The organism is Acinetobacter sp. Swhac1, assembly GCF_013390985.1.
Classification (GTDB): Bacteria; Pseudomonadota; Gammaproteobacteria; order Pseudomonadales; family Moraxellaceae; genus Acinetobacter; species Acinetobacter towneri.
This window is the reverse complement of the sequence record NZ_JACASN010000008.1, coordinates 87,127-110,898: the sequence shown is the minus strand read 5'-3', so window position 1 is coordinate 110,898 and position 23,772 is coordinate 87,127. Positions and strand designations below refer to the sequence as shown.

Genomic DNA, 23,772 nt, shown 5'->3' with positions numbered 1-23,772 from the left:
CTAAATTAACCAAATCTTAATCGACAAATTGTTCCGACTGAATATTCAATTCAATGTCCCAATTCTTGAATTGCACTTGTTCATCGTGCAATTCAGCGACAAGCAATGGCCATTGTTTGGCATCACCCGACACGCTGAGCTGCCATTGTTGCGCATTGCGGATGCTTAATTCAATGGCAGGAAGCATCGCATCGCTACGACTTGCGTTGACCAAAACTGCAAGGCGAAGCAACAAACTTAAGTAAACAATTTTATTGCCACCCGCTTTCAGTGCTTCTGTTTTCGCGTCTTGGCGCAACTTTCGACGATGGTTGCCGACCAAATGCGAGAGATAGTTTTGGTCAATTTGTGAGAAACCGGGAATGTCCGAATGTTGCAATAAATATGCACCGTGACGATGATAACTGCTGTGACTGATGGCTAAACCAATTTCATGCAGGTACGCAGCACGTCGCAATAAGTCACTATCTTCATTATTTAGTTTTAATGGTTCTGCCACACTATCAAACAAATGTTGCGCAGTTTTGACCACGCGTCCAGCCTGTTTCGGGTCTGAGTTATAACGTCCCATTAAGGCCTGTACACTGCGATCACGAATGTCTTCATGCTGGAAACGTCCTAACAAGTCATACATTACGCCTTCACGCAAGGCACCATCGGAATACACCAATTTATCGATATCTAATACATCAAATACGGCATATAAAATGGCCAAACCTGCTGGCAAAACTGCTCGGCGGTCTTCTTTTAGACCATCAAATTCCATTTCTGATACGTGTTTAAACTTGAGCAAACGGTCTTTGAGTTTTTCTAAACCTTCACGAGTCAGATTTTCCTGCTCATTGCTCCAACCCATATTTACCGTAATTTGACGACAGGCTTTAATTGTACCGCTTGAACCTACAACCGTATCCCAGCCTGCTTCTTTATAAGTGTTAGCAATCGAATACAGCTCTTTACGCGCTGCAACTACTGCTTTTTCAAAACTACTTTTGCTAATTTCACCATCGGCAAAATAGGCTTGGGTATAGGCCACACAACCCATTTGTAAAGATTCAGTATGAATTGGCTCAAACTCTTCGCCAATAATCAGTTCTGTCGAACCACCGCCAATATCAATCACCAAACGACGCCCACTATTCGCCATCGTGTGCGATACACCTAAATAAATTAAACGGGCTTCTTCACGCCCTGCAATAATTTCAATAGGTTTAGGCAAAATTTCTGCGGCTTTTTGAATAAACTCATGTCCATTTTTGGCCTGACGCAATGCGTTGGTTGCCACAATACGCAAACGGTTTGACTGTACTGCAGTTAAACGCCCCACAAAACGCGCCAAACAAGCCAAACCTCGTTGTTGAGCTGCTTCGGTCAAATTCTTATTTTCATCTAAACCTGCAGCCAACTGTACTTTTTCTGACATTGATGCCACTTTTTTTACTTCACCATGATCCACCCGTGCAATCGCCAAGTGGAAACTATTCGACCCCATATCGATGGCTGCGAGTAACTCTTCATCAATTAAAAAATCAGACATTCTTCAAACAAACCTAGACAGAATTGTGCCTAGAGTAATTCACATAAACCTAATTTAAAAGCCATTTATCAGCACAATTTAATGACTCTTTAAATTTTCTGCATATATGACAATTGTGTTACAGAATTAGCATTTTCGTTTAGTGTTATCGTCACGATCAATTAGACAAATTTATATTTTGAATGGAAAATCCACACATTCCCCTACTTTGTTCAAGATGGCTATGTAATACTAATTAAAGCTATCTTATAAATTATTTGGAGCGTAATCCATGTCTGGCAACATCGTAAACACTACTGATGCAAACTTCGAAGCAGATGTTCTTCAATCGGATACTCCTGTATTGGTTGACTTTTGGGCTGGCTGGTGTGCGCCATGTAAAGCAATTGCACCTGTACTTGAAGTACTTGCAAACGAATACGAAGGCAAAGTTAAAATTGTAAAGGTTGATGTGACTTCTTGCGAACAAACTGCAGTGAACTATAACATCCGCAATATTCCAGCTTTATTGATGTTCAAAAATGGCGAAGTGGTTGCACAGCAAGTTGGTGCAGCGCCTAAATCTAAATTAACTGCATTTATTGACGAAAATATCTAAGTCGATTGATCCATCGTCTATTTAGTAATGATGAAAAAAATACGCCACGCGTTGGCGTATTTTTTTTGCCTACAAATTGACAAGTAGACGTTTCTCTCTTATATTGCATGCTCAGGAAACGCAGGATCTTTCATCCTCTTTCTGAAAAGACACAACACAAAAATGCCGCTCGGCAACAGAAATTGTTTTTCACATTTTTCAATCAAACAATGAATCAGTGCTCTGAATCGTTATTGTGCAAATACAATTGCTTTCATTTTATTGTATGAATGCGGCTAAATGTTGCTCCCTCTCTAACCTGTACCTCAGAATTTTAATTCTATCAGAACCTCTATGAATTTAACCGAACTCAAGAAAAAACCGATTGGCGAACTCATCAAGATTGCCGAGTTTATGGGCCTTGAAGGAATGGCGCGTAACCGCAAGCAAGACATTATTTTTGCCATCTTAAAGCGCCATGCCATGAATGGTGAAGAGATTTTTGGTGATGGCGTTCTAGAAATTCTCTCTGATGGTTTTGGTTTCTTACGCTCTGCTGCTGGTTCATACCTAGCTGGGCCAGATGACATTTATGTCAGCCCTTCACAAATTCGTCGCTTTAACCTACGAACAGGTGACACAATTACAGGGACCATTCGCCCACCTAAAGAAGGTGAACGTTATTTTGCTTTACTTAAAGTAAACCAAATTAACTACGACACCCCTGAAAATTCACGTAATAAAATTTTATTTGAAAACTTGACTCCACTTTTCCCAACAGAACAATTGGTAATGGAGCTGGGTAATGGAACAACTGAAGACTTAACTGCTCGTGTAGTAGATTTGGTTGCCCCAATTGGTAAAGGTCAGCGTTCAATTATTGTCGCTCCGCCTAAAGCGGGTAAAACCATGTTGCTGCAAAACATCGCCCAGTCGATTGTGCGCAACAATCCTGAGGTGTTCTTAATCGTCCTTCTGATTGACGAACGCCCTGAAGAAGTGACGGAAATGGAACGCACCGTGCGCGGTGAAGTGATTGCATCAACCTTTGATGAATCACCTGCACGTCACGTTCAAGTGGCTGAAATGGTGATTGAAAAAGCCAAACGTTTGGTTGAGCACAAAAAAGATGTCGTGATCTTACTTGATTCAATTACCCGTTTGGCTCGTGCCTATAACACCGTTGTACCATCTTCAGGCAAAGTTTTAACGGGCGGTGTAGATGCACATGCTCTAGAACGTCCAAAACGTTTCTTTGGTGCTGCACGTAATATTGAAGAAGGTGGTTCTCTAACCATTATTTCAACTGCACTGATTGAAACAGGCAGTAAAATGGATGAAGTGATTTACGAAGAGTTTAAAGGTACAGGCAACCAAGAGATTACCTTAGACCGTCGTATTGCAGAAAAACGTGTTTTCCCTGCCATGAACATCAAGAAATCAGGCACGCGTCGTGAAGAGCGTTTAATGAGTGAAGATAATCTACGTAAGGTTTGGATTTTACGTAAATTGTTACACACTCAAGATGAATTGGCGGCAATGGAATTCTTGCTTGATCGCATGAAAGAAACCAAAACCAATGACGATTTCTTTGATCAAATGAAACGTAAAGCTGCCAATTAAACTGCTATAAATATTAGAACACCTAAAAAAGTCATCTTATAACGATGGCTTTTTTATTTGGTTGACAAAATTTACATAAAGACACAATTGCACGTGGTATATGTAAACTTATTTTTAAGTAAATGATTATAAAAAAATATTTAGTAAAAACCTTTTAGTTTTTAGCCAGTTAACGCGCAACTCTCCAATCTAAAATGCCAAATTAATTGTTATTTTCTGTTAAAAACGCAGGTATTTTTCGCGTTTTTTTGCCTTTTTTTCAATCAACCTAGTAGCAATTCAAAAAGCGCAGTGATAGCATATTCGCAGACCAGTTAGACTGCGCCTGCGTTGTTAGTGCCTAACAAAATTTAGGAATAATAAAAGCATACAACAGACTAACTTCGGTTTTTTTTAATCTCATATTTTAGAGAGTGATGCCATGTTATTCAAAAAAATCGCTATTGCTGCTGCAGTTGCTACTACTTTAGCTTTCGTTGGTTGTGCTAAAAAAACTGAAGAAGCTGCTGCTGACGCTAACGCTGCTGCATCTGAAGCTGTTGTAGCTGCATCTGAAGCTGAAGCTGCTGCTGACGCTGCTGCTGTTGAAGTTGCTTCTGACGCTGAAGTTGCTGTAGACGCTGCTGCTGATGCTGCTGACACTGCTGCTGCTGCTGCAACTGATGCTGCTGACGCTGCTGTAGACGCTGCTGCTGCTGCTTCTGAAGCTGCTGCTCAATAATCGATACGATTATGCAGTACAAAAAGAGAGCCGATGGCTCTCTTTTTTATTTCTGAATATTTTGTCTAAAATTTATTTTACTCAGCACAATATCTCCAAATCGCTCAATCCATCTTTTTCAAGTAGATGATTCAGCATATAAAAGCATTTAACCAAAACACTTAACCCCATTCGGCATTTATTTCGATATAACCTTTTGGTTTCTCATCTCCACGCTCAATTCTTAGGTAGCGTCTTGTTCAGCTCTACAGTGTTTTCATTCATATCCATAGTTTGATTCAAGTCTCTCAATTGCAAGATCAATCACTATGTCTTGCTAAATCACAGCGTCTTTCTAAAATCTCTTATAAAAAGCATAAAAAAAAGCAGATCAATCGATCTGCTCATTTCCCACACGCTGGCGGAATTTCTGCCCTGCGCGGAATGTGACTACACGGCGGGCTGAAATTGGAATTTCTTCGCCTGTTTTCGGGTTGCGACCAGGTCGTTGACGTTTATCACGTAACTCGAAGTTCCCAAACCCTGAAAGTTTAACTTGCTCGCCAGAGATCAGTGCTTGGCTGATCTCATCAAAAAATAACTCGACCATTTGTTTCGCTTCACGGCGGTTTAAACTCGTGAGCTCACTTAAATGATCAGCCATTTCTGCTTTTGTTAATGCTGTCATGAAGCCCTCAATGTCGCTTGGTAAGTGTTTTCCAACACTTGCAGAATGTTATCCATACCAGATTTAATTTCAGCATCTTCAAGTGTACGTGTTGGATGTTGCCATAACAGAGCAAAAGCCAAAGAACGCTTGCCTTGTTCAACACCTTGTCCAGTATACACATCGAATAACCAAGTTGAGTCTAACAGCGCTCCACCCGTTTTTTCAATAAGTTGCTGAATTTCGCTTACATTTATCTTATCACTAATTAAAAGCGCAATATCACGTCTAACCGATGGAAAACGTGATAATTCTGTAAAATTAGATACATAAGTTTGCAAAACTGCTGTTTGATCGAGTTCTGCTACCCAAGCCGTGCCTAAATCCAGCTCATCTTCTAAAGATGGATGTAAACGACCAAAGTAACCAATAGACTGACCATCTACCAAAATTTCAGCAGATTGTCCAGGATGCAACCAAGTACGCTCTGAACGAACATACTCTACCTGCACACGACCTGCAGCTAAAATTTCTTCAATATCGCCTTTAAAATCGAAGAAATCCATAGGCTGAGCTTTAGCATGCCAAGATTCTGCATGTTTAGCACCCACCGCAATCAATGCCAAAGTTGGAATTTGCTTCAAGTCATGAATGCTTGCTGCATGTTGATAATCAAAACGTAAACCCAACTCAAAGAAACGCACACGGTTTTGTTGACGATTCACGTTGTACTGAACGCATGGAATTAAGCTGGATAACAACGTTGAGCGCATTACTGCCAAATCGCTTGAAATTGGATTCGCCAATGCCAACGGATTCACTGCAGGGTTTAATTGTTTTTCCAATTTTGCATCGGCAAAGCTAAAACTAATTGCTTCTTGATAACCTAAAGTCACTGCGGTTTGACGTAATTGCGCAACTTCAAACTGATCTTGGTATTTTGCTAATTGCACATCAATCACAGGCAAACTGATTTGAATGTTGTCATAACCGTGAATACGAGCAACTTCTTCAATTAAGTCTTGGTAAATTGCCATATCAAAACGATGTGATGGTGGTACAACGCTCCACTGACCTTCAGCTTGAACAGTAACTTCGCAGCCTAAACGAGTTAAAGCATCGGTAATAAATGTAGCATCAACGTGATAACCCAAGAGCTGATCGATTTGCGCTTGATTTAACGCAATTGCTTCACGTGTTGGCAATTGTGCTGCTTGTTCTGCCACTGTAATTGGACCAAATTCGCCGCCAGCAAATTCTGCAATCAGTTGTGATGCACGGTTCATCGCCAATAATGGCAATTCAAAATCGACACCACGTTCATAACGCTGTGAGGCATCGGTATGCAAACCATAACGACGTGCACGACCTGCGATATGCAATGGTGCAAAGAAAGCGGATTCAAGGAAAATTTCTGTGGTTTCATCACTTACCGCAGAAGATAAACCACCCATGATGCCCGCCATCGCCAATACTTTTGCGTCATCGGCAATCACCATCACATCATCTTGCAGCTCAACTTCTTGCTCGTTTAATAGCACCAATTTTTCTGCTGCAGTCGCTTGACGAACTTGAATGCCACCTTGAATTTTAGCACCATCAAAAGCGTGCATTGGCTGCCCCAATTCAATCAAGACATAGTTGGTAATATCAACCAAAATACTGTGCTGACGGATACCTGAACGTGCCAACGCGCGCTCCATCCACTCAGGTGTAGCGGCTTTGGTATTTACATTTTTAATCACACGACCTAAATAACGTGGGCAGCCTTCCGTCAAACTTTGTACAGTTTTTTCATCCTGAATAGTTGCCGCTACTGCCTGAATGTCAGGTGTATTCACTGGCAATTGGTTAATCACCCCAATTTCACGGGCAATACCACGAATACTGAAACAATCACCACGGTTTGGAGTAATACTGATATCAATGACATGGTCATCTAGATCAAGATATTCACGTACATTCACACCTACAGGTGCATCTGCAGGCAGTTCCAATAAACCATCAAGTTTATCTTCAAGGTCAATTTCTGATGCGCCGCAGAGCATCCCTTGTGATTCCACACCACGTAGTTTGCCTTTTTTGATTTTAAAGTCGCTTGGCAATACCGCACCAATGGTTGCCACAGGTGCTTTCATACCTACACGCACGTTTGGCGCACCACACACAATCTGCAACGGCTCACCTGAACCAATATTTACCGTAGTCACACGTAAACGATCTGCATCTGGATGCTGTTCAACCGTTAAGACTTCACCCACCACAACGCCTGTAAATGGCTTTGCTGCTGGTGACATATCATCAACTTCTAGACCCAGCATCGTGAGTTGATTCGATAAAGTATCGCTGTCAATGGCTGGGTTAACCCACGTGCGTAGCCAATTTTCGCTAATTTTCATTGATATAAAACCTATAAATCTAAATTTTGAATCCCCTCTACTCCCTCTTTTCAAAGAAGAAGCATCCTGTGTCATATATGGACACCCCTCTCCTTTTAGGAGAGGTCAGGGAGAGGTATAAATTTGTTTTTAAGCAAACTGGCGCAAGAAACGCACATCATTTTGGTAGAACATACGCAAGTCATTGATGCCATAACGCAACATCGCAAAACGCTCTACCCCTAAACCGAAGGCAAAACCTTTATATTTTTCTGGGTCGATGCCTGAAGCGCGTAACACGTTTGGATGCACCATGCCGCAGCCCAAAACTTCCAACCAGCGACCACGTTCATCCATAATATCCACTTCAGCACTTGGCTCTGTGAATGGGAAATAAGATGGGCGGAAACGTACTTTTAAGTCTTTTTCAAAGAATTCATTTAATAAGTTAATCAACAAACCTTTGAGTTCTGCAAAACTGGTATTTTCTGCGACGTATAAGCCTTCAATTTGATGGAACATTGGTGAGTGTGTTTGGTCTGAGTCGCAGCGATACACACGACCTGGACAAACAATACGAATAGGCGGCTGTTGATTTTCCATGGTGCGAATTTGTACGCCCGACGTGTGGGTACGCAATAAATGATTCACATCAAAATAGAAAGTATCGTGCATGGCACGCGCAGGGTGATGTCCTGGAATATTCAACGCTTCAAAGTTGTGATAGTCATCTTCAACTTCTGGGCCCGTTGCCACGGTAAAACCTGCTTTGGTAAAGAATTGGCAAATACGTTCCTGTACCTGCGTAACTGGGTGAATACTGCCGATGCTTTGACCACGACCTGGCAAAGTAATATCAACGGTTTCATTCGCCAGTTTTTGTGCCAAAGCCGCTTGTTGTAATTCAGTTTGACGTGCAGTTAATGCCGCATTGATTGCTTCACGCACAGCATGAATTTGTGCACCAAATTCTTTACGCTGTTCAGGGTCCATTTTACCCAGTGCTTTGGATTGTTCCGCAAGCTGGCTTTTTTTCCCCGTAAATTGCACTCGCACCTGGTCGAGTGTAGCAAGGTCCTCTGCTGCTGCAATTGCAGCGAGCGCTTCATTGGTCAGGGCTTCCAGTGACATAGTAACTCTCAAAAGCAACAATTTAGAAATAATTTAAAAACCCCGTATTCTAACAGTTTTTAGTCGCTTTGATGAAGCTTCGATGTAATGAAAATTAGATTAGCATCTTGAAATACAAAAAGTATAAGATAAAGCCAATCACCACGAGATCTCAACATTATGGCGCTCGATCAGATTTGGAAACAGCAACTTGCCCTTGTGACTTATGGCAATGAATATTTGGCTCAAGATTTAAGTTTTAATCATTGGCTCAAGCATCAAGTGTTTAACCAGCATCAAATTCAGTTTCGTGATTTATTGTCACAACATTTACTGGCACAACACTTTCAAATCTGGTTAGAGCATCTTAAACAACAAGGTGTGCGACGTTTAAGCCTACATCAGGCAAGTATTTTAAATGATGAAAAAAACCCCAATCCAAATGTAGAGTTATTGCCTTTTGCACACTTTATTGTGAGTCACGAGGCACAGCACAAATCTGCTTGGATTTTCGGAAAAGAGCTTGCAGAATGGTATACCGCAGAACAAGATTATATGGCGCCTGTTTCCCAACAGAGCGAGCTACGTCAAGAAGTCATGTGGCGTTATCAATTAAATCACAAACTTGCCAGACAGCTCGATACAGATTTTGCCTCTCCAAACTGGGATGAAATTGATCGCTTTATTCGCTCCGAGTTATTTTTAAATCCTTGTGCTACAGAGTTTGTTGAACCAGAGCAAAGCGCTAAACCTTATTTCGGTGTAGATCTTACTCAAAACGTAACTGAAAGCATGTACCCAACTTTGGCGTTAATTCCCGCAGACTACCCTGCTGCCTATGCACATCAGATGCTGTATCGTTTAGATGCACTGGATCAACACATTCAGAATAAAATCCAGCATCCTTATCATGCCGATGGCACAGAACTTGAACCAAGCGAACAACTCAATTTACGTCATTTTTCTCAGAAACTTGAAGATTTACACGCCAAATTTATCACCAAGGTTGCGAACCATTATCAGACCGCACAGCTCACGCCAGTGCAAACACCTGATCCTTTTGAATCAACGCCTAGCCAAGTACAAAACATCGCTTCACCACAAATACCAACACCTGCAGCTACGCATAAAGTGGGTACATCTGCCGTGATTAAACTGATTTTAATGACTGTGGTTATTTGTGCAGCTGCCTATTATTTTGGTTTATAAGCTTAGGGGCTGTTGACAATTCGTCTATGTTTGCGACAACGCATATTTTTTAGCTGATATAAGGCATGGGACAGGAAATTTAGTCATTCTAAATGACCGGCACATAACGCAATAGCAGCAAAAAATATGCTTGTCCTTCGCTGCGCCTTCCGCTGCAAACAAAGCAGTGCTTGTTTTTGCTCAGGCTGTGGCTAAAAATTTCTCAGATTGAGTTATGAAACTTGGCAGAGACCCTAAATTTCAGGCATAAAAAAAGACCGCAAATGCGGTCTTTCTTTTAAGTCATAAAGACTTATGCAGCTAATGCATCTTTAGCTTTTGTAGCTAAAGCAGCAAATGCAACTGCGTCATGCATAGCGATGTCAGCAAGTACGCGACGGTCGATAATCACTTGTGCTTTTTTCAAGCCAGCGATCATACGGCTGTACGATAAACCATTTTGACGAGCGCCCGCATTGATACGCGCAATCCATAAAGCACGGAATTGACGTTTCTTTTGACGACGGTCACGGTAAGCGTATTGACCTGCTTTGATTACCGCTTGGAACGCTACGCGATATACGCGTGAACGAGCACCATAGTAACCTTTAGCACGAGCAAGAATTTTTTTATGACGGCGATGAGCCTGTACACCACGTTTTACACGAGCCATTTATAATCTCCTTAGATGTATGGGCACATAGCACGAACAGCAGCAACGTCACTCACGTGAACCATTACACAGCCGCGCAATTGACGGATACGTTTAGCAGATTTTTTGGTCAAAATGTGGCGTTTGAACGCTTGTTTACGCTTGAAACCGTTAGCAGTCGCTTTGAAACGTTTAGCTGCACCACGGCGAGTTTTTAACTTAGCCATAACAACCTCTTTAAACACCTGTTCGGCACGTCTGCACCATTGCAAAAACGACCTGCAGGTAAGGGAGCGAGTATTCTAAAGCATCTTTGCTTAAAACAAAAGCATATTGGCTAAATAAAAAATGATCATTACCTCACTCATTTGCCGTAATTCAACTCAGGAAAAAATACTGGAATTGTGAACACCCACTACAATTCAAAATAAAGCTAAAGCTCTGTCAAAAATTGTGCAGATCAACACCCTAAAAACTTGCAATAAGTTGCGGATTACCCTTGCGATTATCCACAATTCCATCAATACTTCGCCTCGTCTTGTGTGAGATAAAAAAGACCGTAATATGATGAAAACATCTTTATATATAACTCTATTGCTTGGACTCAGTGCGACGCATCTTTTTGCAAAACCACCGCAGCAGAAATCGACACCAAAAGCCACACTCGAAGTACAAAAAAGTGCTGCCTTGCCTGCTCATCTCACCACACGCTTAGCATGGCGCAAGTTTCCACAACCCAAATATAAAAATGAAGATTTAAATCAACAAAACCGAGCTGCAATTGTGCGTATTTATGCAGATGAAACCGGCAAAATCAGTCAAGCCACTATTCAAGAAAGTACAGGGCTGAAAAAATTAGATGATGCCTTATTACAAGCGGTTCGCACTGCTGAAATTCAACCGACCTATGTAGAAGATACTGCCGTACCGACCATTGGTTTTCAAAGCTTTAATTTAAGATTTCAGGATAACCAGCACGAAGATTGCCAGTTTGATTTTCAATCTAAACAATGGTTAGCACAGCAACAACAGCAAAAAGTTCAATTTAAGTATCGTAGTCAACCACAATTAAACTTAAGTGCGGAAGATTTAAAAAATCACTCACGTAAGTTAAAGTTTCAATTCAAAGTAAATAAGCATGGCGAAGTGAAACGTGTGAAATTGACACAAGGTTCGGGACAATACGCACTTGATCAACAAGTTTTAGCTGCAGTGAAAGCTGCTCAAGTAGATGTACCGCGTCAATTTTGGCTGTATAAAAAGTCAAAATTAAAAGATGAAATTTATTTTGATTTAAACACGTGTGATGCTCAAGAACAGTCATAAGTGTCTATAGATAATAGGGGTTGCTTGCTTAAACCCATGTATAAACAAAATAAATAAACAGATAACGCCCGATTTTGGCTAGACTCACCATCAACACAAAACGGGCAAAATGTTCTTTCATTAAACCTGCAATCAGCGTAATTGGATCACCAATAATCGGCACCCAACTGAGCAGTAAAGACCAAAACCCATATTTGGCGTAGGTGTGCTGTGCTTTTTCTAATTGTGTAGCCGAAACAGGAAACCACTTTTTATCTTTATAATGTTCGATCTTGAGTCCCAAATACCAGTTCACACAAGAACCTAAAATATTGCCTAGACTGGCAATGCTAATCAGCCAAATGGGTGCATAGCTGCCTTCATATAACAGCCCCAACAACACAGCTTCGGACTGTAAAGGCAATAAAGTTGCCGCACCAAATGCAGATAAAAATAAACCAAACAGCGTCCAAAGCATAGACGATTTAAAGCCCTAAAGCCTGCTTGGTTTTACGATATTCCCAGTTCGCCCAAACAATACTAAGCAAAATAAGTGCCGCACGTGCCCATGTATAACGCTGAGTAACAGGCTCAATCGCAGCACGTAAAACCTGTTGATCTGTGCTATTTAAAGCCGCAATCATATTCTGCACATGAAATGCTTCGATCACAAATAAGATCAAGCAAGACACAATGCCCAAAATAATGCTCCAATACACTTTGGCATTTTGCTCAACAATCTTGGTAAAGTTTAAAAAAAATTCTTGCATAGCTCATCCAATAAAAAAGCCACCTGAAAAAGTGAGGTATCAGGTGGCTGGCATCTTAGCATAAAAGTAGATTTAAACTTGAATCGCGAGTGCTTTCTGCACTGCAGGGCGCGCAGTCAGCCGTGTAATATAGTCTTGTACATACGGATAATCTTCCAGCGAAATATTTTGCCAGTCATGACGTAACGCCCACGGCAAAATAGCCATATCAGCAATTGAATATTCGCCCGCCACGTACTTTTGCCCCATCAACTGCTTATTTAACACGCCATACAAACGCTTGGATTCATTGATATAGCGTTCAATCGCATAAGGAATTTTCTCTGGTGCATAACGGCTAAAATGATGATTCTGTCCTAACATTGGACCAAAACCACCCATTTGCCACATGAGCCACTGCTCTACTTCAACACGCTCCTGTTCATCGGTAGGATAAAACATGCCAGTTTTGCGCCCTAGATATTGCAAAATTGCACCCGACTCAAACACAGAGATTGGCTCACCACGCGGACCGTTCTGATCGACAATTGCAGGAATTTTATTATTGGGCGAAATTTTTAAAAAATCTGGCTGAAATTGATCATCTTCTGAAATATTGATGGGGAAAATTTGATATTCCAAACCCATTTCTTCAAGTGCAATACTAATTTTATGACCGTTGGGGGTGCCCCAATAATAAAGATCAATCATGTTTTATCCTTCATTACTTTTTTTGCTTTTTGACCAGCATTCTTCTACTGCGGTTTTAGTTATAGCATATTTTTAAGCGTTTGTTGCGTGTCGCTGCGTAGAGTTTTTTTATCGAATGGCATATCTCATAAACATGAAACATAGATGCTCACTTTCATCACGCAAAAAAAAGCACCGCCAAGGTGCAGTGCTTCTTTTGTTCAAGATGGGATCACTTTTTCTTTTTAGGACCAAGCAACATACCCATTTGACGACCTTCCATTTTTGGTGCTTGTTCAACTACACCATATTCAATTACATCTGCTTCAACTTTTTGCAATTGAGCCAAACCTAACTGTTGGTGAGCCATTTCACGACCACGGAAGCGTAAAGTGATTTTTACCTTGTTCCCTTCTTCAAGGAATTTGATAATTGCACGTAATTTTACGTTGTAATCACCAACATCAGTCGCAGGGCGGAGCTTGATTTCTTTCACCTGTACTTGATGCTGTTTTTTCTTCGCTTCTTTCTGCTTTTGCTTTAGATCAAACAAATGCTTGTTAAAGTCCATGATTTTGCACACCGGTGGTTCGGCATTTGCCACAATTTCCACCAAGTCAAGGTCAACGCTTTCTGCTGCGCGTAATGCATCAGCCAAGCTTACAATACCTTTTTGCTCACCATTTTCGTCTACAAGACGGACTTCTTTTGCACGAATTTCATCATTCAAAGCAGGACGGTTAGATTTTCCGCCCTGTTGATTACGGTCAGGCTGTTTAATCGCTGTTACTCCACAATATACCGGCCGCGTTCTGCGACGGCTGTTTTCACTAGGTCAATGAAAGCATCAATTGACATAGTACCCAAATTTGTTCCTGAGCGAGTACGGACGTTTACCGTTCCTTCTTCCACTTCACGGTCCCCAAGTACCAGTAAGTATGGAATACGCTCTAATGTACGCTCACGAATCTTAAAGCCGATTTTCTCATTTCTCAAGTCAGAAATAGCACGAATACCGTTTTCTTTAAGTTTTGCGACGACCTGTTCACTTGCAGCAGCTTGTGAATCGGTAATATTCATGACACAAGTTTGCACTGGCGCTAACCATGGTGGCATAAAGCCTGCATAGTGCTCAATAAGTATACCAATAAATCGTTCAAAGCTGCCAAGAATTGCGCGGTGCAACATTACAGGCTGATCACGATCATTGTCTTCAGTGACATAAGATGCCTCTAAACGCTCAGGCAAGTTAAAGTCACACTGAATTGTACCACATTGCCACACACGACCTAAGCAGTCTTTCAGTGAGAATTCAATTTTCGGGCCGTAGAACGCACCTTCACCCGGTTGTAACTCCCATTCCAGACCTGCAGCATCCAAGGCATCAGCCAAAGATTTTTCTGCCATATCCCAAAGTGCATCATCTCCCACACGTTTTTCAGGACGTGTAGACAGTTTCATTTGCACCTCTTCAAAACCGAAATCTTTATAAACATCTAAAGTCAGTTGAATGAAGTCTGCAACTTCTGGCCCAATTTGTTCTTTGGTACAGAAAATGTGTGCATCGTCCTGAGTAAAGCCACGTACGCGCATAATGCCGTGCAGTGAACCTGATGGCTCGTTACGGTGACATGAACCAAATTCTGCCAGACGAATTGGCAAATCACGATACGACTTTAGCCCTTGGTTAAAGACTTGTACGTGACATGGGCAGTTCATTGGTTTTACTGCATAGTTACGGTTTTCAGAATGGGTAGTAAACATGTTATCTGCATAGTTGGCAGCATGTCCTGATTTTTCCCATAAGGTGAAATCGACCACTTGCGGGGTGCGAATTTCTAAGTAACCGTTGTCTTGTTGTACTTTACGCATGTATTGCTCAAGTACTTGGTAAATCGTCCAACCATTTGGATGCCAAAACACCATGCCCGGCGCTTCTTCCTGCATGTGGAACAAGTCCAAAGCTTTACCAATTTTACGGTGGTCACGTTTTTCTGCTTCTTCAATACGTTTGATATACGCTGCGAGCTGCTTTTTGTCTGCCCAAGCCGTACCATAAATACGTTGTAACTGTTCGTTTTTCGCATCTCCGCGCCAGTAAGCACCCGAGATTTTGGTCAATTTAAATGATTTTAAGAATTTAGTGTTTGGAACGTGTGGACCACGACACATATCCAAATAGTCTTGATGATAGTACAAACCCATTTGAGTTTCGTTTGGCATGTCTGCAATCAAACGTAATTTATATTCTTCGCCACGCGCTGTGAATTCTGCAATTACTTCATCACGCGGGGTCATTTTTTTCACAACATCATAATCTTGGTCGATGAGCTTTTTCATACGCTCTTCGATTGCTGCCAAATCATCTAACGTAAATGGACGAGGCATCCAGATGTCATAGTAGAAACCTTCTTCAATGACAGGGCCAATCACCATTTTCGCTTCAGGGAAAAGCTGTTTTACCGCATGCCCCACTAAGTGCGCACATGAGTGACGGATAATCTCTACGCCTTCTTCATCTTTAGGCGTAATAATTTGTAGGGTTGCATCTTCGGTAATTAAATCGCAGGCATCGACCAAACGATCATTCACACGTCCAGCAACTGTATTTTTGGCAAGACCCGGACCGATGCTTTGAGCAACTTCCATCACAGATACGGCTTGATCAAACTGTTTTTGATCGCCATTTGGCAAAGTGATAATAGGCATAGATAAAAATCCTTAAGGAGTGATGCCCCGTACCATGGAGCATATCACCGCGAGATTATGATTAAGGGAGACCCTCAAAAGATAAAAACGGTGTATAAATAAAAAGCGCCTTAAATTTTACACGGCTTGCGTACAGGTTTAAACCTTTGTGTACTAAAAAAGCCAAAGAATCGGCATTTCAGCTGTTTTTATTCCCTAAAGGTTGCCCACGGCGTGAATTGTCCATGTTGATAGGCATACACCGCTTCAAACTGTGGCAACACCGCCTCACTCTGTTGCGGGCGTAAAAATACATAATCATCTATTTGGATGCGATGCTGTTTGGGTACTTGAATCAACTCTTGATTGCTACTGCGTCCGTATAAAGCATGTGGATGACTGCTCTCAGGATAAACATAATCTGCCATCCAATAGCCACCATAAACAAAAACGGCTTGATTGGATTGTGGCAAATAGGACTGCAAACGATCTAAGCCTGGCACTTGTACCGCAGCCAATACCTTTAAAACAGGTGTTGCAATCCACAAAGCCGATTGCAAATCTGACAAGATTTTTAAATCAAAATCACTGGGTTTAAGCAACATCGAACCAAAAGCCAGATCATTACATTCACTGTGCTGACAATGCTGCATAAATGTCAGGCTACCACCACCGTTAAAACACAAGTCATCCTGCCACAACTTTGGAAAATGATGCTGAATCAGTTGTTTATAATTTCTATATTGCTGCTGTGAGTGTTGATAGGCTTTGGCTTGTGCATGAAATACATTTGGTAATTTCACCACATGCGCATCGTACCCCATCAAACCTGACAGTTTTAAATGTTGTGGATGCTGCTGAATCAATTCCAGCATTTGCATAAATCCAGCATGATCTTGCGCCCCACCACGATGCAAACCGATATCAATTTCAAGATTAATATTCAAACAAAGCTGGCGTTGTTGTGCCAAATGTAAATACTGTTGTAAACGTGCAGGTTGATCAACCAACCATTGTAAATGCAATTGGATATTCTCAGCAGACGCCATCACCTGCTGATAAAAAGCATCTACCGCACGTATTGGCATTGGCTTGCCAAACAGTACATCTGCTTGTGGAAAGTGCTGCATCACTTCATACAAATGTGGCAGATGAAACAACATAAAACGCTGCGTATTCAGACTTTGGCTTGCGTGTTGCAATATCTCCAAACACGCTAGCGATTTCACCACCAGTCGTGGTTGCAACCGTGCAGGCAAATGGGCTGCAACATAATCCAAGTTATGCTGAAAACGTGCCATATCCACAATCAGTTGCGGTGTTCCTGTACCCTGTTGCTGCAAACTGTGGGTGAGTTGCTGAAAATAATCACTTTGCATGTCACGCTCCCTAATTGAATGCTCTTATTTTGCGATTGCTTGAGTTGTTTATTGAACATCACGCCGCACTCAAACTTGGAATCGTGAAAATTTGTCTTAAATATGGATTAATCCATTTTTGCTGTGGATCAAGCTGCTCACGAAGTTGCATAAAATCATCCCATTTTGGATATAACTCACGTAATTGATCCGCTTGCATACTGTGCAATTTGCCCCAATGTGGACGTCCCTGATATTTTTGTAAAATCGGTTCGACCCATTTAAAAATATGTTGGCAATCTTGTTTATAAAATTGGTGGATTGAAATAGACACCGAATCCCGTCCATAAAAAGGACTCAGCCAAATATCATCGCCTTTGACATAGCGAAACTCGATTGGGAAAAACATGGCGACACGCTGTTGTTTCAAAACCGCCAATAATTCTTCTAAACACGCCAAACCTTGCTCGGCAGGCAATTGGTATTCCATTTCGTTAAATTTGGTATTGCGTGGCGTTGGGAAAATTTGACTCGACCAATCGACATGAGTACTCGGTTTGATAAACACGCCCAACAAAGATTGTAAATACAGATTTAACTGTGGAAAAACACGGGTTATTTCCGAACAAAAATTTAATAAACGGTCTTCTGATAACCAATGTTGCGGACGAGGATCCGTCAATCCTCGGCTCTCATCTAAGGTTTTTAAAATCACCTGATCACTGTGTAAAAATGCCCAAAACTCAATATGGCGATGTTGATGCTTCCAACGGTCTATATATTGATAAATATCACTCAAGGCACATAAACGTAGCTGCTCTTTGAGTTTATAGCGCGAACGGTTTTGTAAAGTGATTTTGGTCATCACCCCAAAACTGCCCAGCGCGACCCGACCTGCCTGAAAAATTTCAGCATTGTGTTCAGGTGAACATTGCAACACCTCACCCTCTGCTGTGAGCAGTTCAAAATCAGTCACCAAAGCCGATAGACAAGGTAAATCCACACCTGTGCCATGTGTTCCTGTTGCAACCACACCAGCCAAACTCTGATGATCAATATCGCCCTGATTTTGCAGCGCCTGATGAATCGGAGCTAGACATTCACCCAGTTTGTACAGCCGAGTCCCTGCATGTAAGGTGCATTGCTGCTTTTGTGCATTAAATTGATGCACCCCCTGAATATGATCTAAATTCACCATCACATCATCGGTTGTGGCTAAGGGGCTAAAGGAATGCCCTGCTCCGACCATTCTAATTTTGTCGTGCTTTCGCACAATTTTTTTCAGTTCATCTACATTTTTCGGCTGTAAAAAGTCTGGATAGGCTGTTTGCTTTCCAGACCAGTTACTCCAACGCTGTTTCATAATCCTTCCTTTTTCTGCGTGGCATTTATTTTTATTGCAGTTTGTTTTGCGTTACTTTTTAAAGTACCGCATTAAAAAAATAGAGACACATGGATGAGATAAATGACCTCTCTATCCATATTGATTTAGATTAACCTCCTGACTAGTACATGATTTAGAATATGTTTCACATGGAACAATGTATAAAAAAACCACAATTCATTTAGCGCATTAGCTTTCAAACTGTCACGATATGTTCTTTTTTCTAATTCATCCAAAGGTACAGCGGGCGGTAATAACGATGCTGTATCGCGTTGTGGAATAGGCAAATTCAATTGCTCTGCGAAATATTGAAATTTAGTTTGCAACGCTGCCAAAGTCCACTGTCCATATAAAGTGTGACCACCTTCATAGGCTTGTTGTTGATATTCCTCGAAGGTGGTCACATAGCCCATATAATCATTGCAATATGAAGCCAACCATACTTTTTGAGTCGATTCCAATTCTTGTTGTACGGTTACTTTGAGCCGCTTAGCTGCAACAGTAGTAATTTCCCCAGGACAGCACAGCAAGGTTAAGTCGCCAATTTTAATTAATTGTAATGGCACTACATTCGGTACCAACAAGCTATGATCAATTGCGCCTACACTGGCCTGCTTGTTCATTTCTGCAATCAGTTTGTCTAAAAATTTAGGATAATGATTCAGTGGCTTGCCAAAAATGGTTTTAGAACCACATTCCAGCACAATATCTTTGGGGCCTTGTGAGGCATATAGCTGTTGATAATAGGTATAATCTGCAGCTTGAGGATTACTCAACTTTTTCTTTTTCACTCGCTACGCTAACCATTGCATACCTTTAAAAATCGGTTGTGCCACACCTGCACCATCTACAGGTGTTCCTGCAAAAAATGCTGCACCATGACAGGCTGCACTGGTTTTTGCATCTGTTTGCCCCATCGCAAATTCAACTGGAATTTCAATATTGCTTAAATCGACATAATGGCACACAGCATCTAAAGCTCCCATTAACGGCGTACCTCTATGTGCCAAAGCTTTCAGTGCCAATTCACTTTGATAGCGACCATTTTGCTGTGTATATTCGTATTCTTTTTCATCGCGCATTGCAGCACGTACCTGTGACTGCTCAGGGCCATGATAATGTGGAGAAACATCACCCGCTGCGGCTTGGGCAAAAATTGCCACAGGATTTTTGACCCCACGTTGTTGCAGTGCACGCTCGGTACAAAGTGCGGCATAACCTTTGTTATCACCATCATGAGCGCTTAAACGACTGCTTAAACAGGTAGCATGCACCCCAAATAAAGAAAAAACTGCCTGTAAATTACCTTCGCGATAAAAACCAAGCAATTGCATATCACGATCTAAGGCCAAATGTGCCTGTTCCAGCGTTCTACGAGATACATCAGGATTACGGTTATACGCTGTTAAAGAGCGATTCCATGCCACTGGCGTTTCTTCTGCAAAACGACCATTGCTCATATAAATATCGGTTTTTTCTGGGTCGCCAAAGCTTTGAGCACACTGCCCACAATCGCATCGACCACTGCATTTAAATGTTCAGGCACAAAACCAGGTGTGGGCATATTGTACAACGCTTCATGTGCACAACCGCCAGGTGCAGAATGAGTATGCGTTGCCATCAATACCAAACGCTGCGGCTGAAAACGCTCCCCCAGTTTACGCTGTAAACGCTGTATCGCTAAATGACGCATGGCATAGGTCACACACCCCATATCCAGACAGCAAAAAACTAATAAGTCATTGTCTAAGGTTTGAATACAAATACTGCGGGCAAATAAAGCTGTTCGTTGTTCATAGGCACGATGTTTCCAGTTGCCATAACCAAACATGGCAAGCCCTTTTGGCTGAATATGAATTTCCTGTTTATCCCAACCCACCAAATACATTGCAATCGTATTCCTTTTCATCTATACAATCAGTCATGACGCTGATCAACGCCATTAAACAAAATTGCATCACGGCAAATAAGGGTCAAAGCGACAATGGCATGGGGGGATAATCGGACTTATGTCAGCAACTTCAAACTACTTGCTGCAGCACGTGCCGCCTGCCTTATTGTCAGGTCTGATTCATTACGCCAAAGAACAACAGATCCCCTATCAACCATGGTTTCAGGGAATTTCTCAAGATCTTGATCAAATCGTCCAAGGCAATGGTTTTGTTTCATTTCAAGATATTTGCAAAGTGGTGACACGCGCCCTGCAAGACACTCAATGTGCACATTTAGGCTTAGAAATTGGACGTGACAAGGGGCTGATTTCCATGGGCATGCTCGGTTTTGCCATGGTGTCCAGTCAAAATGTTGTAGAAGCCTTACAGACAGGACTGCAGTACCATCCCATTTCAGGCAGTGTGATGGATTTGGAGTACGATTTTTCCTCGACCTCTCCTACACTGGTGATGAAAGAGCGTTATCCCACGGGGAACTTACTGCGCTTTTTTTGCGATGAAGTCCTCTCCAGTATTGTTAGCTGCTTAGACGTCATGCTTGGCAATCATCAAGATTTGGTCGAAGTGCATTTTAGTTTTGCCCAACCCGACTATTTAGAGGCTTATCAGGTGCATTATCAATGTCCTCTGCACTTTTCATCATACATGAATGCTTTGGTGTTCCGACCAGAGATTTTAGGACGCCAAATTAAAACCTCTAGTGCCGCCAATTACAGCACCGCCCTGCGTGTCTGCCAACAAGCGTATCAGGATATGCAGGCGATTAATCAACAGCAATATGCACACGTGTTGAGTTATCTAATCGAACAGCATTTACCTCAGCACTTTGATATGCACCAAGCGGCACAACATTTTCAAATGAGCGAAAGACATTTACGCAGACAATTACTTGCCGAAGGCTGCAACTTCCAAAACCTGCGCCAACACGTTTTGGAAAATAAAGCTAAACAACTGCTACAACAGCCTTTGAGCATGACTGAAATTAGCCAACAACTTGGCTTTAGTGAATTACGCGAATTTCGACGTGCATTTAAGCGTTGGACAGGTCTCAGCCCATCACTCTATAAAAGCCAAATGACAGAATAAGTTAATATTTTCCAATAAGCTACTATTTTTATTGAATAAAAAATAGCTGCTAAATTTTACTTAAACTATTTTTTAAATGTACTTACAAGCGATTCAAAACAAAAACAACAGATTTTCGACTAAAGCATAACTGCAAAGCTGCCATAAAATCCCTATCTTTTAGGGTCTGTTGACAATTCATCCATGTTTGCGACAACGCATATTTTTTAGCTGATATAAGGCATGAGGCTGGAAATTTAGCATTCTAAATGACTGACTCATAACGCAATAACAGCAAAAAATATGCTCGTCCTGAAAGGCTGTGGCTAAAACTTTCCCAGATTGCGTTATGAAACTTGGCAATAGACCCACTATTCCCCGCGTTTCATGCCTGATCTGCTCAGTTTTAGCCTACAGCGCAAGTCATGCATGAAATGTCAGCAGACCCTCTGATGGATAAAATAACGACACATATTATGGAGAATAACAATGGTCAGCGCATACGATGAATTACCGCGTACCCCTGCGAACTTTGTCGCCTTGTCCCCGTTACGTTACTTAGAACGGGCAGCTTATATTTACCCGCACCAAAACGCGATTATTCACGGTTCACGTCAAATTACCTGGCGCGAAACTTATTTGCGCTGCTGCCAATTTGCACATCAACTTCAAAATTTAGGCATCAGCAAAAATGACACTGTTTCGGTGCTGCTTCCGAATGTTCCCGCCATGCTAGAAGCACACTTTGCTGTGCCAATGGCGGGTGCAGTGCTGAACACACTAAACACTCGTTTAGATGCCAAAACACTGGCGTTTATGCTCGATCATGCAGAATCCAAAGTGCTTTTGGTTGACCCTGAATTTGCGGCTTTGGCACAAGAAGCCTTAGCGATGGTCAATCATGAAATTTACGTGATTGATGTCAACGATGCAGAATATGAGCATGCTGCCAATGCCCTTAGCATCGGACAGATTGAATACGAAACTTGGCTGGCTGCAGGTGACCCAAATTTTGAATGGCATTTGCCACAAGATGAATGGGATGCAATTAGCCTGAACTATACGTCTGGCACGACAGGCAACCCGAAAGGCGTGGTCTATCATCATCGCGGTGCCTACATTAATGCAGCCAGTAATATTATTGCCTGCGGGATGACCCCACGTGCAACCTACCTATGGACACTGCCCCTATTCCACTGTAATGGCTGGTGCTTTGCATGGACGATGGCAGCCAACGGTGGCACCAATATCTGCTTACGTAAAGTCGACCCTGAACTGATTTTTAAATTAATTGCAGAGCACAAAGTCGATTATTTCTGCGGTGCGCCAATTGTCTTGTCGATGCTCATCAACACCCCTGAGGAGAAAAAGACCCAGTTTGATCACCGTGTTGAAGTGATGGTTGCGGGTGCTGCACCGCCAGCAGCAATTATTGAAGGTATGCGCAATATTGGCATTAACGTAACTCACGTTTATGGCTTAACTGAAACCTATGGCCCATCTGCGCTGTGTGCTTCTCAAGCAGGCTGGAGCGACCTATCCATTCAAGAACAAGCACAATTACATTCGCGTCAAGGCGTGCCTTATCCGCTGCAAGATGGCATGAAAGTTTTAGACCCAGAAACCATGCAACCTGTACCAAAAGACGGCAAAACCATGGGCGAAATTATGTTCCGTGGCAATATCGTGATGAAAGGTTATTTGAAAAACCCAGAAGCCACCGCAGAAGCATTTGCAGGTGGCTGGTTCCATACGGGCGATTTAGCTGTCTGCCAACCCGATGGCTACGCCAAAATTACTGACCGCTCTAAAGATGTGATTATTTCAGGTGGTGAAAATATTTCTTCACTCGAAGTGGAGGAGGTGCTGTATCAACATCCTGCAGTTTTGACAGCCGCAGTGGTGGCAAAACCAGATCCACGTTGGCAGGAAGTCCCGTGTGCCTTTATTGAACTGAAAGAAGGCAAGCAGGTCAGCCCTGAAGAAATTATTGCCTATTGCAGTCAACATTTGGCGCGTTTTAAAGTACCAAAGGATGTGGTGATTACTGAAATTCCAAAAACATCGACAGGTAAATTACAAAAATTTGTACTGCGTGAATGGGCCAAAGAGCGTTCAGTCGGTGAGTTTGGCTAAAATTTGAAAATCT

20 protein-coding genes and 1 pseudogene are annotated in these 23,772 nt (G+C 42.0%); 7 read left to right on the top strand and 14 right to left on the bottom strand.

What is annotated here, in order from left to right; all coding sequences use genetic code 11:
- Window positions 1-16: 16 nt before the first annotated feature.
- The gene (gene ppx, locus HX743_RS06035; RefSeq protein ID WP_019838190.1) at window positions 17-1,537 is read right to left on the bottom strand and encodes an exopolyphosphatase; all 1,521 of its coding nucleotides are present in this window, start codon (window positions 1,535-1,537) and stop codon (window positions 17-19) included.
- 271 nt (window positions 1,538-1,808) lie between these two features.
- Between ppx and trxA the strand changes: the two genes are divergently transcribed.
- The 3 genes from trxA (at window position 1,809) to HX743_RS06020 (ending at window position 4,458) form a co-directional block, all read left to right on the top strand.
- On the top strand, window positions 1,809-2,135 hold the full coding sequence (gene trxA, locus HX743_RS06030) for a thioredoxin (RefSeq protein ID WP_178318762.1): 327 nt from the start codon (window positions 1,809-1,811) through the stop codon (window positions 2,133-2,135).
- 333 nt (window positions 2,136-2,468) lie between these two features.
- Window positions 2,469-3,737, top strand: a complete 1,269-nt coding sequence (gene rho / locus HX743_RS06025) for a transcription termination factor Rho (RefSeq protein WP_004975162.1) — start codon at window positions 2,469-2,471, stop codon at window positions 3,735-3,737.
- 421 nt (window positions 3,738-4,158) lie between these two features.
- A complete protein-coding gene (locus HX743_RS06020) occupies window positions 4,159-4,458 on the top strand; it encodes a hypothetical protein (protein ID WP_178318761.1) in 300 nt (99 codons plus the stop codon).
- A 370-nt stretch (window positions 4,459-4,828) separates the two neighbouring features.
- Here the strand turns inward: HX743_RS06020 and HX743_RS06015 are convergent, their stop codons facing one another.
- The 3 genes from HX743_RS06015 to pheS form a co-directional block, all read right to left on the bottom strand.
- The gene (locus HX743_RS06015) at window positions 4,829-5,125 is read right to left on the bottom strand and encodes an integration host factor subunit alpha (protein WP_004649746.1); all 297 of its coding nucleotides are present in this window, start codon (window positions 5,123-5,125) and stop codon (window positions 4,829-4,831) included.
- Window positions 5,122-7,503: a phenylalanine--tRNA ligase subunit beta gene (gene pheT, locus HX743_RS06010; protein WP_178318760.1), complete on the bottom strand. Its 2,382-nt coding sequence runs from the start codon at window positions 7,501-7,503 to the stop codon at window positions 5,122-5,124. Before pheT ends, HX743_RS06015 begins: the two co-directional genes overlap by 4 nt.
- Window positions 7,504-7,632: 129 nt before the next feature.
- Window positions 7,633-8,613, bottom strand: coding sequence for a phenylalanine--tRNA ligase subunit alpha (gene pheS, locus HX743_RS06005; RefSeq protein ID WP_004975156.1), 981 nt, complete (start codon window positions 8,611-8,613; stop codon window positions 7,633-7,635).
- A gap of 159 nt (window positions 8,614-8,772) precedes the next feature.
- On the opposite strand from pheS, the gene HX743_RS06000 reads away from it, so the two are divergent.
- Window positions 8,773-9,801 (top strand): hypothetical protein, encoded by a 1,029-nt coding sequence (locus tag HX743_RS06000; RefSeq protein ID WP_178318759.1) that lies wholly within the window; start codon window positions 8,773-8,775, stop codon window positions 9,799-9,801.
- A gap of 292 nt (window positions 9,802-10,093) precedes the next feature.
- Here the strand turns inward: HX743_RS06000 and rplT are convergent, their stop codons facing one another.
- Window positions 10,094-10,453 carry a 50S ribosomal protein L20 gene (gene rplT, locus HX743_RS05995; protein WP_004975153.1) on the bottom strand — a complete coding sequence of 120 codons (360 nt, stop codon included), beginning with the start codon at window positions 10,451-10,453 and terminating at the stop codon, window positions 10,094-10,096.
- 11 nt (window positions 10,454-10,464) lie between these two features.
- The gene (gene rpmI, locus HX743_RS05990; RefSeq protein WP_004975152.1) at window positions 10,465-10,659 is read right to left on the bottom strand and encodes a 50S ribosomal protein L35; all 195 of its coding nucleotides are present in this window, start codon (window positions 10,657-10,659) and stop codon (window positions 10,465-10,467) included.
- 340 nt (window positions 10,660-10,999) lie between these two features.
- On the opposite strand from rpmI, the gene HX743_RS05985 reads away from it, so the two are divergent.
- The gene (locus HX743_RS05985; RefSeq protein ID WP_026438356.1) at window positions 11,000-11,758 is read left to right on the top strand and encodes an energy transducer TonB; all 759 of its coding nucleotides are present in this window, start codon (window positions 11,000-11,002) and stop codon (window positions 11,756-11,758) included.
- A gap of 28 nt (window positions 11,759-11,786) precedes the next feature.
- Here HX743_RS05985 and HX743_RS05980 read toward each other — a convergent pair whose 3' ends face one another.
- The 8 genes and pseudogenes from HX743_RS05980 to HX743_RS05945 form a co-directional block, all read right to left on the bottom strand.
- A complete protein-coding gene (locus HX743_RS05980) occupies window positions 11,787-12,215 on the bottom strand; it encodes a YqaA family protein (protein WP_004975149.1) in 429 nt (142 codons plus the stop codon).
- Window positions 12,216-12,222: 7 nt separating this feature from the next.
- Window positions 12,223-12,507, bottom strand: coding sequence for a hypothetical protein (locus HX743_RS05975; protein ID WP_004975148.1), 285 nt, complete (start codon window positions 12,505-12,507; stop codon window positions 12,223-12,225).
- Window positions 12,508-12,579: 72 nt separating this feature from the next.
- The gene (locus tag HX743_RS05970; RefSeq protein WP_004975146.1) at window positions 12,580-13,197 is read right to left on the bottom strand and encodes a glutathione S-transferase N-terminal domain-containing protein; all 618 of its coding nucleotides are present in this window, start codon (window positions 13,195-13,197) and stop codon (window positions 12,580-12,582) included.
- A 211-nt stretch (window positions 13,198-13,408) separates the two neighbouring features.
- Window positions 13,409-13,957, bottom strand: a complete 549-nt coding sequence (gene infC / locus HX743_RS05965; protein WP_096902435.1) for a translation initiation factor IF-3 — start codon at window positions 13,955-13,957, stop codon at window positions 13,409-13,411.
- A 5-nt stretch (window positions 13,958-13,962) separates the two neighbouring features.
- Window positions 13,963-15,885: a threonine--tRNA ligase gene (thrS, locus tag HX743_RS05960; protein WP_178318758.1), complete on the bottom strand. Its 1,923-nt coding sequence runs from the start codon at window positions 15,883-15,885 to the stop codon at window positions 13,963-13,965.
- Between the two features lie 188 nt (window positions 15,886-16,073).
- A complete protein-coding gene (locus HX743_RS05955) occupies window positions 16,074-17,243 on the bottom strand; it encodes an alanine racemase (RefSeq protein ID WP_178318757.1) in 1,170 nt (389 codons plus the stop codon).
- A gap of 58 nt (window positions 17,244-17,301) precedes the next feature.
- On the bottom strand, window positions 17,302-18,585 hold the full coding sequence (locus tag HX743_RS05950) for a D-arabinono-1,4-lactone oxidase (protein WP_178318756.1): 1,284 nt from the start codon (window positions 18,583-18,585) through the stop codon (window positions 17,302-17,304).
- Between the two features lie 125 nt (window positions 18,586-18,710).
- A pseudogene (locus tag HX743_RS05945) lies at window positions 18,711-20,494 on the bottom strand (neutral/alkaline non-lysosomal ceramidase N-terminal domain-containing protein).
- Window positions 20,495-20,615: 121 nt separating this feature from the next.
- Here HX743_RS05945 and HX743_RS05940 point away from each other — a divergent pair.
- Window positions 20,616-21,644 carry an AraC family transcriptional regulator gene (locus HX743_RS05940; RefSeq protein ID WP_004975134.1) on the top strand — a complete coding sequence of 343 codons (1,029 nt, stop codon included), beginning with the start codon at window positions 20,616-20,618 and terminating at the stop codon, window positions 21,642-21,644.
- A 468-nt stretch (window positions 21,645-22,112) separates the two neighbouring features.
- Complete coding sequence (locus HX743_RS05935; RefSeq protein ID WP_104852462.1) at window positions 22,113-23,759, top strand: acyl-CoA synthetase; 1,647 nt, start codon at window positions 22,113-22,115, stop codon at window positions 23,757-23,759.
- Window positions 23,760-23,772 lie beyond the last annotated feature (13 nt).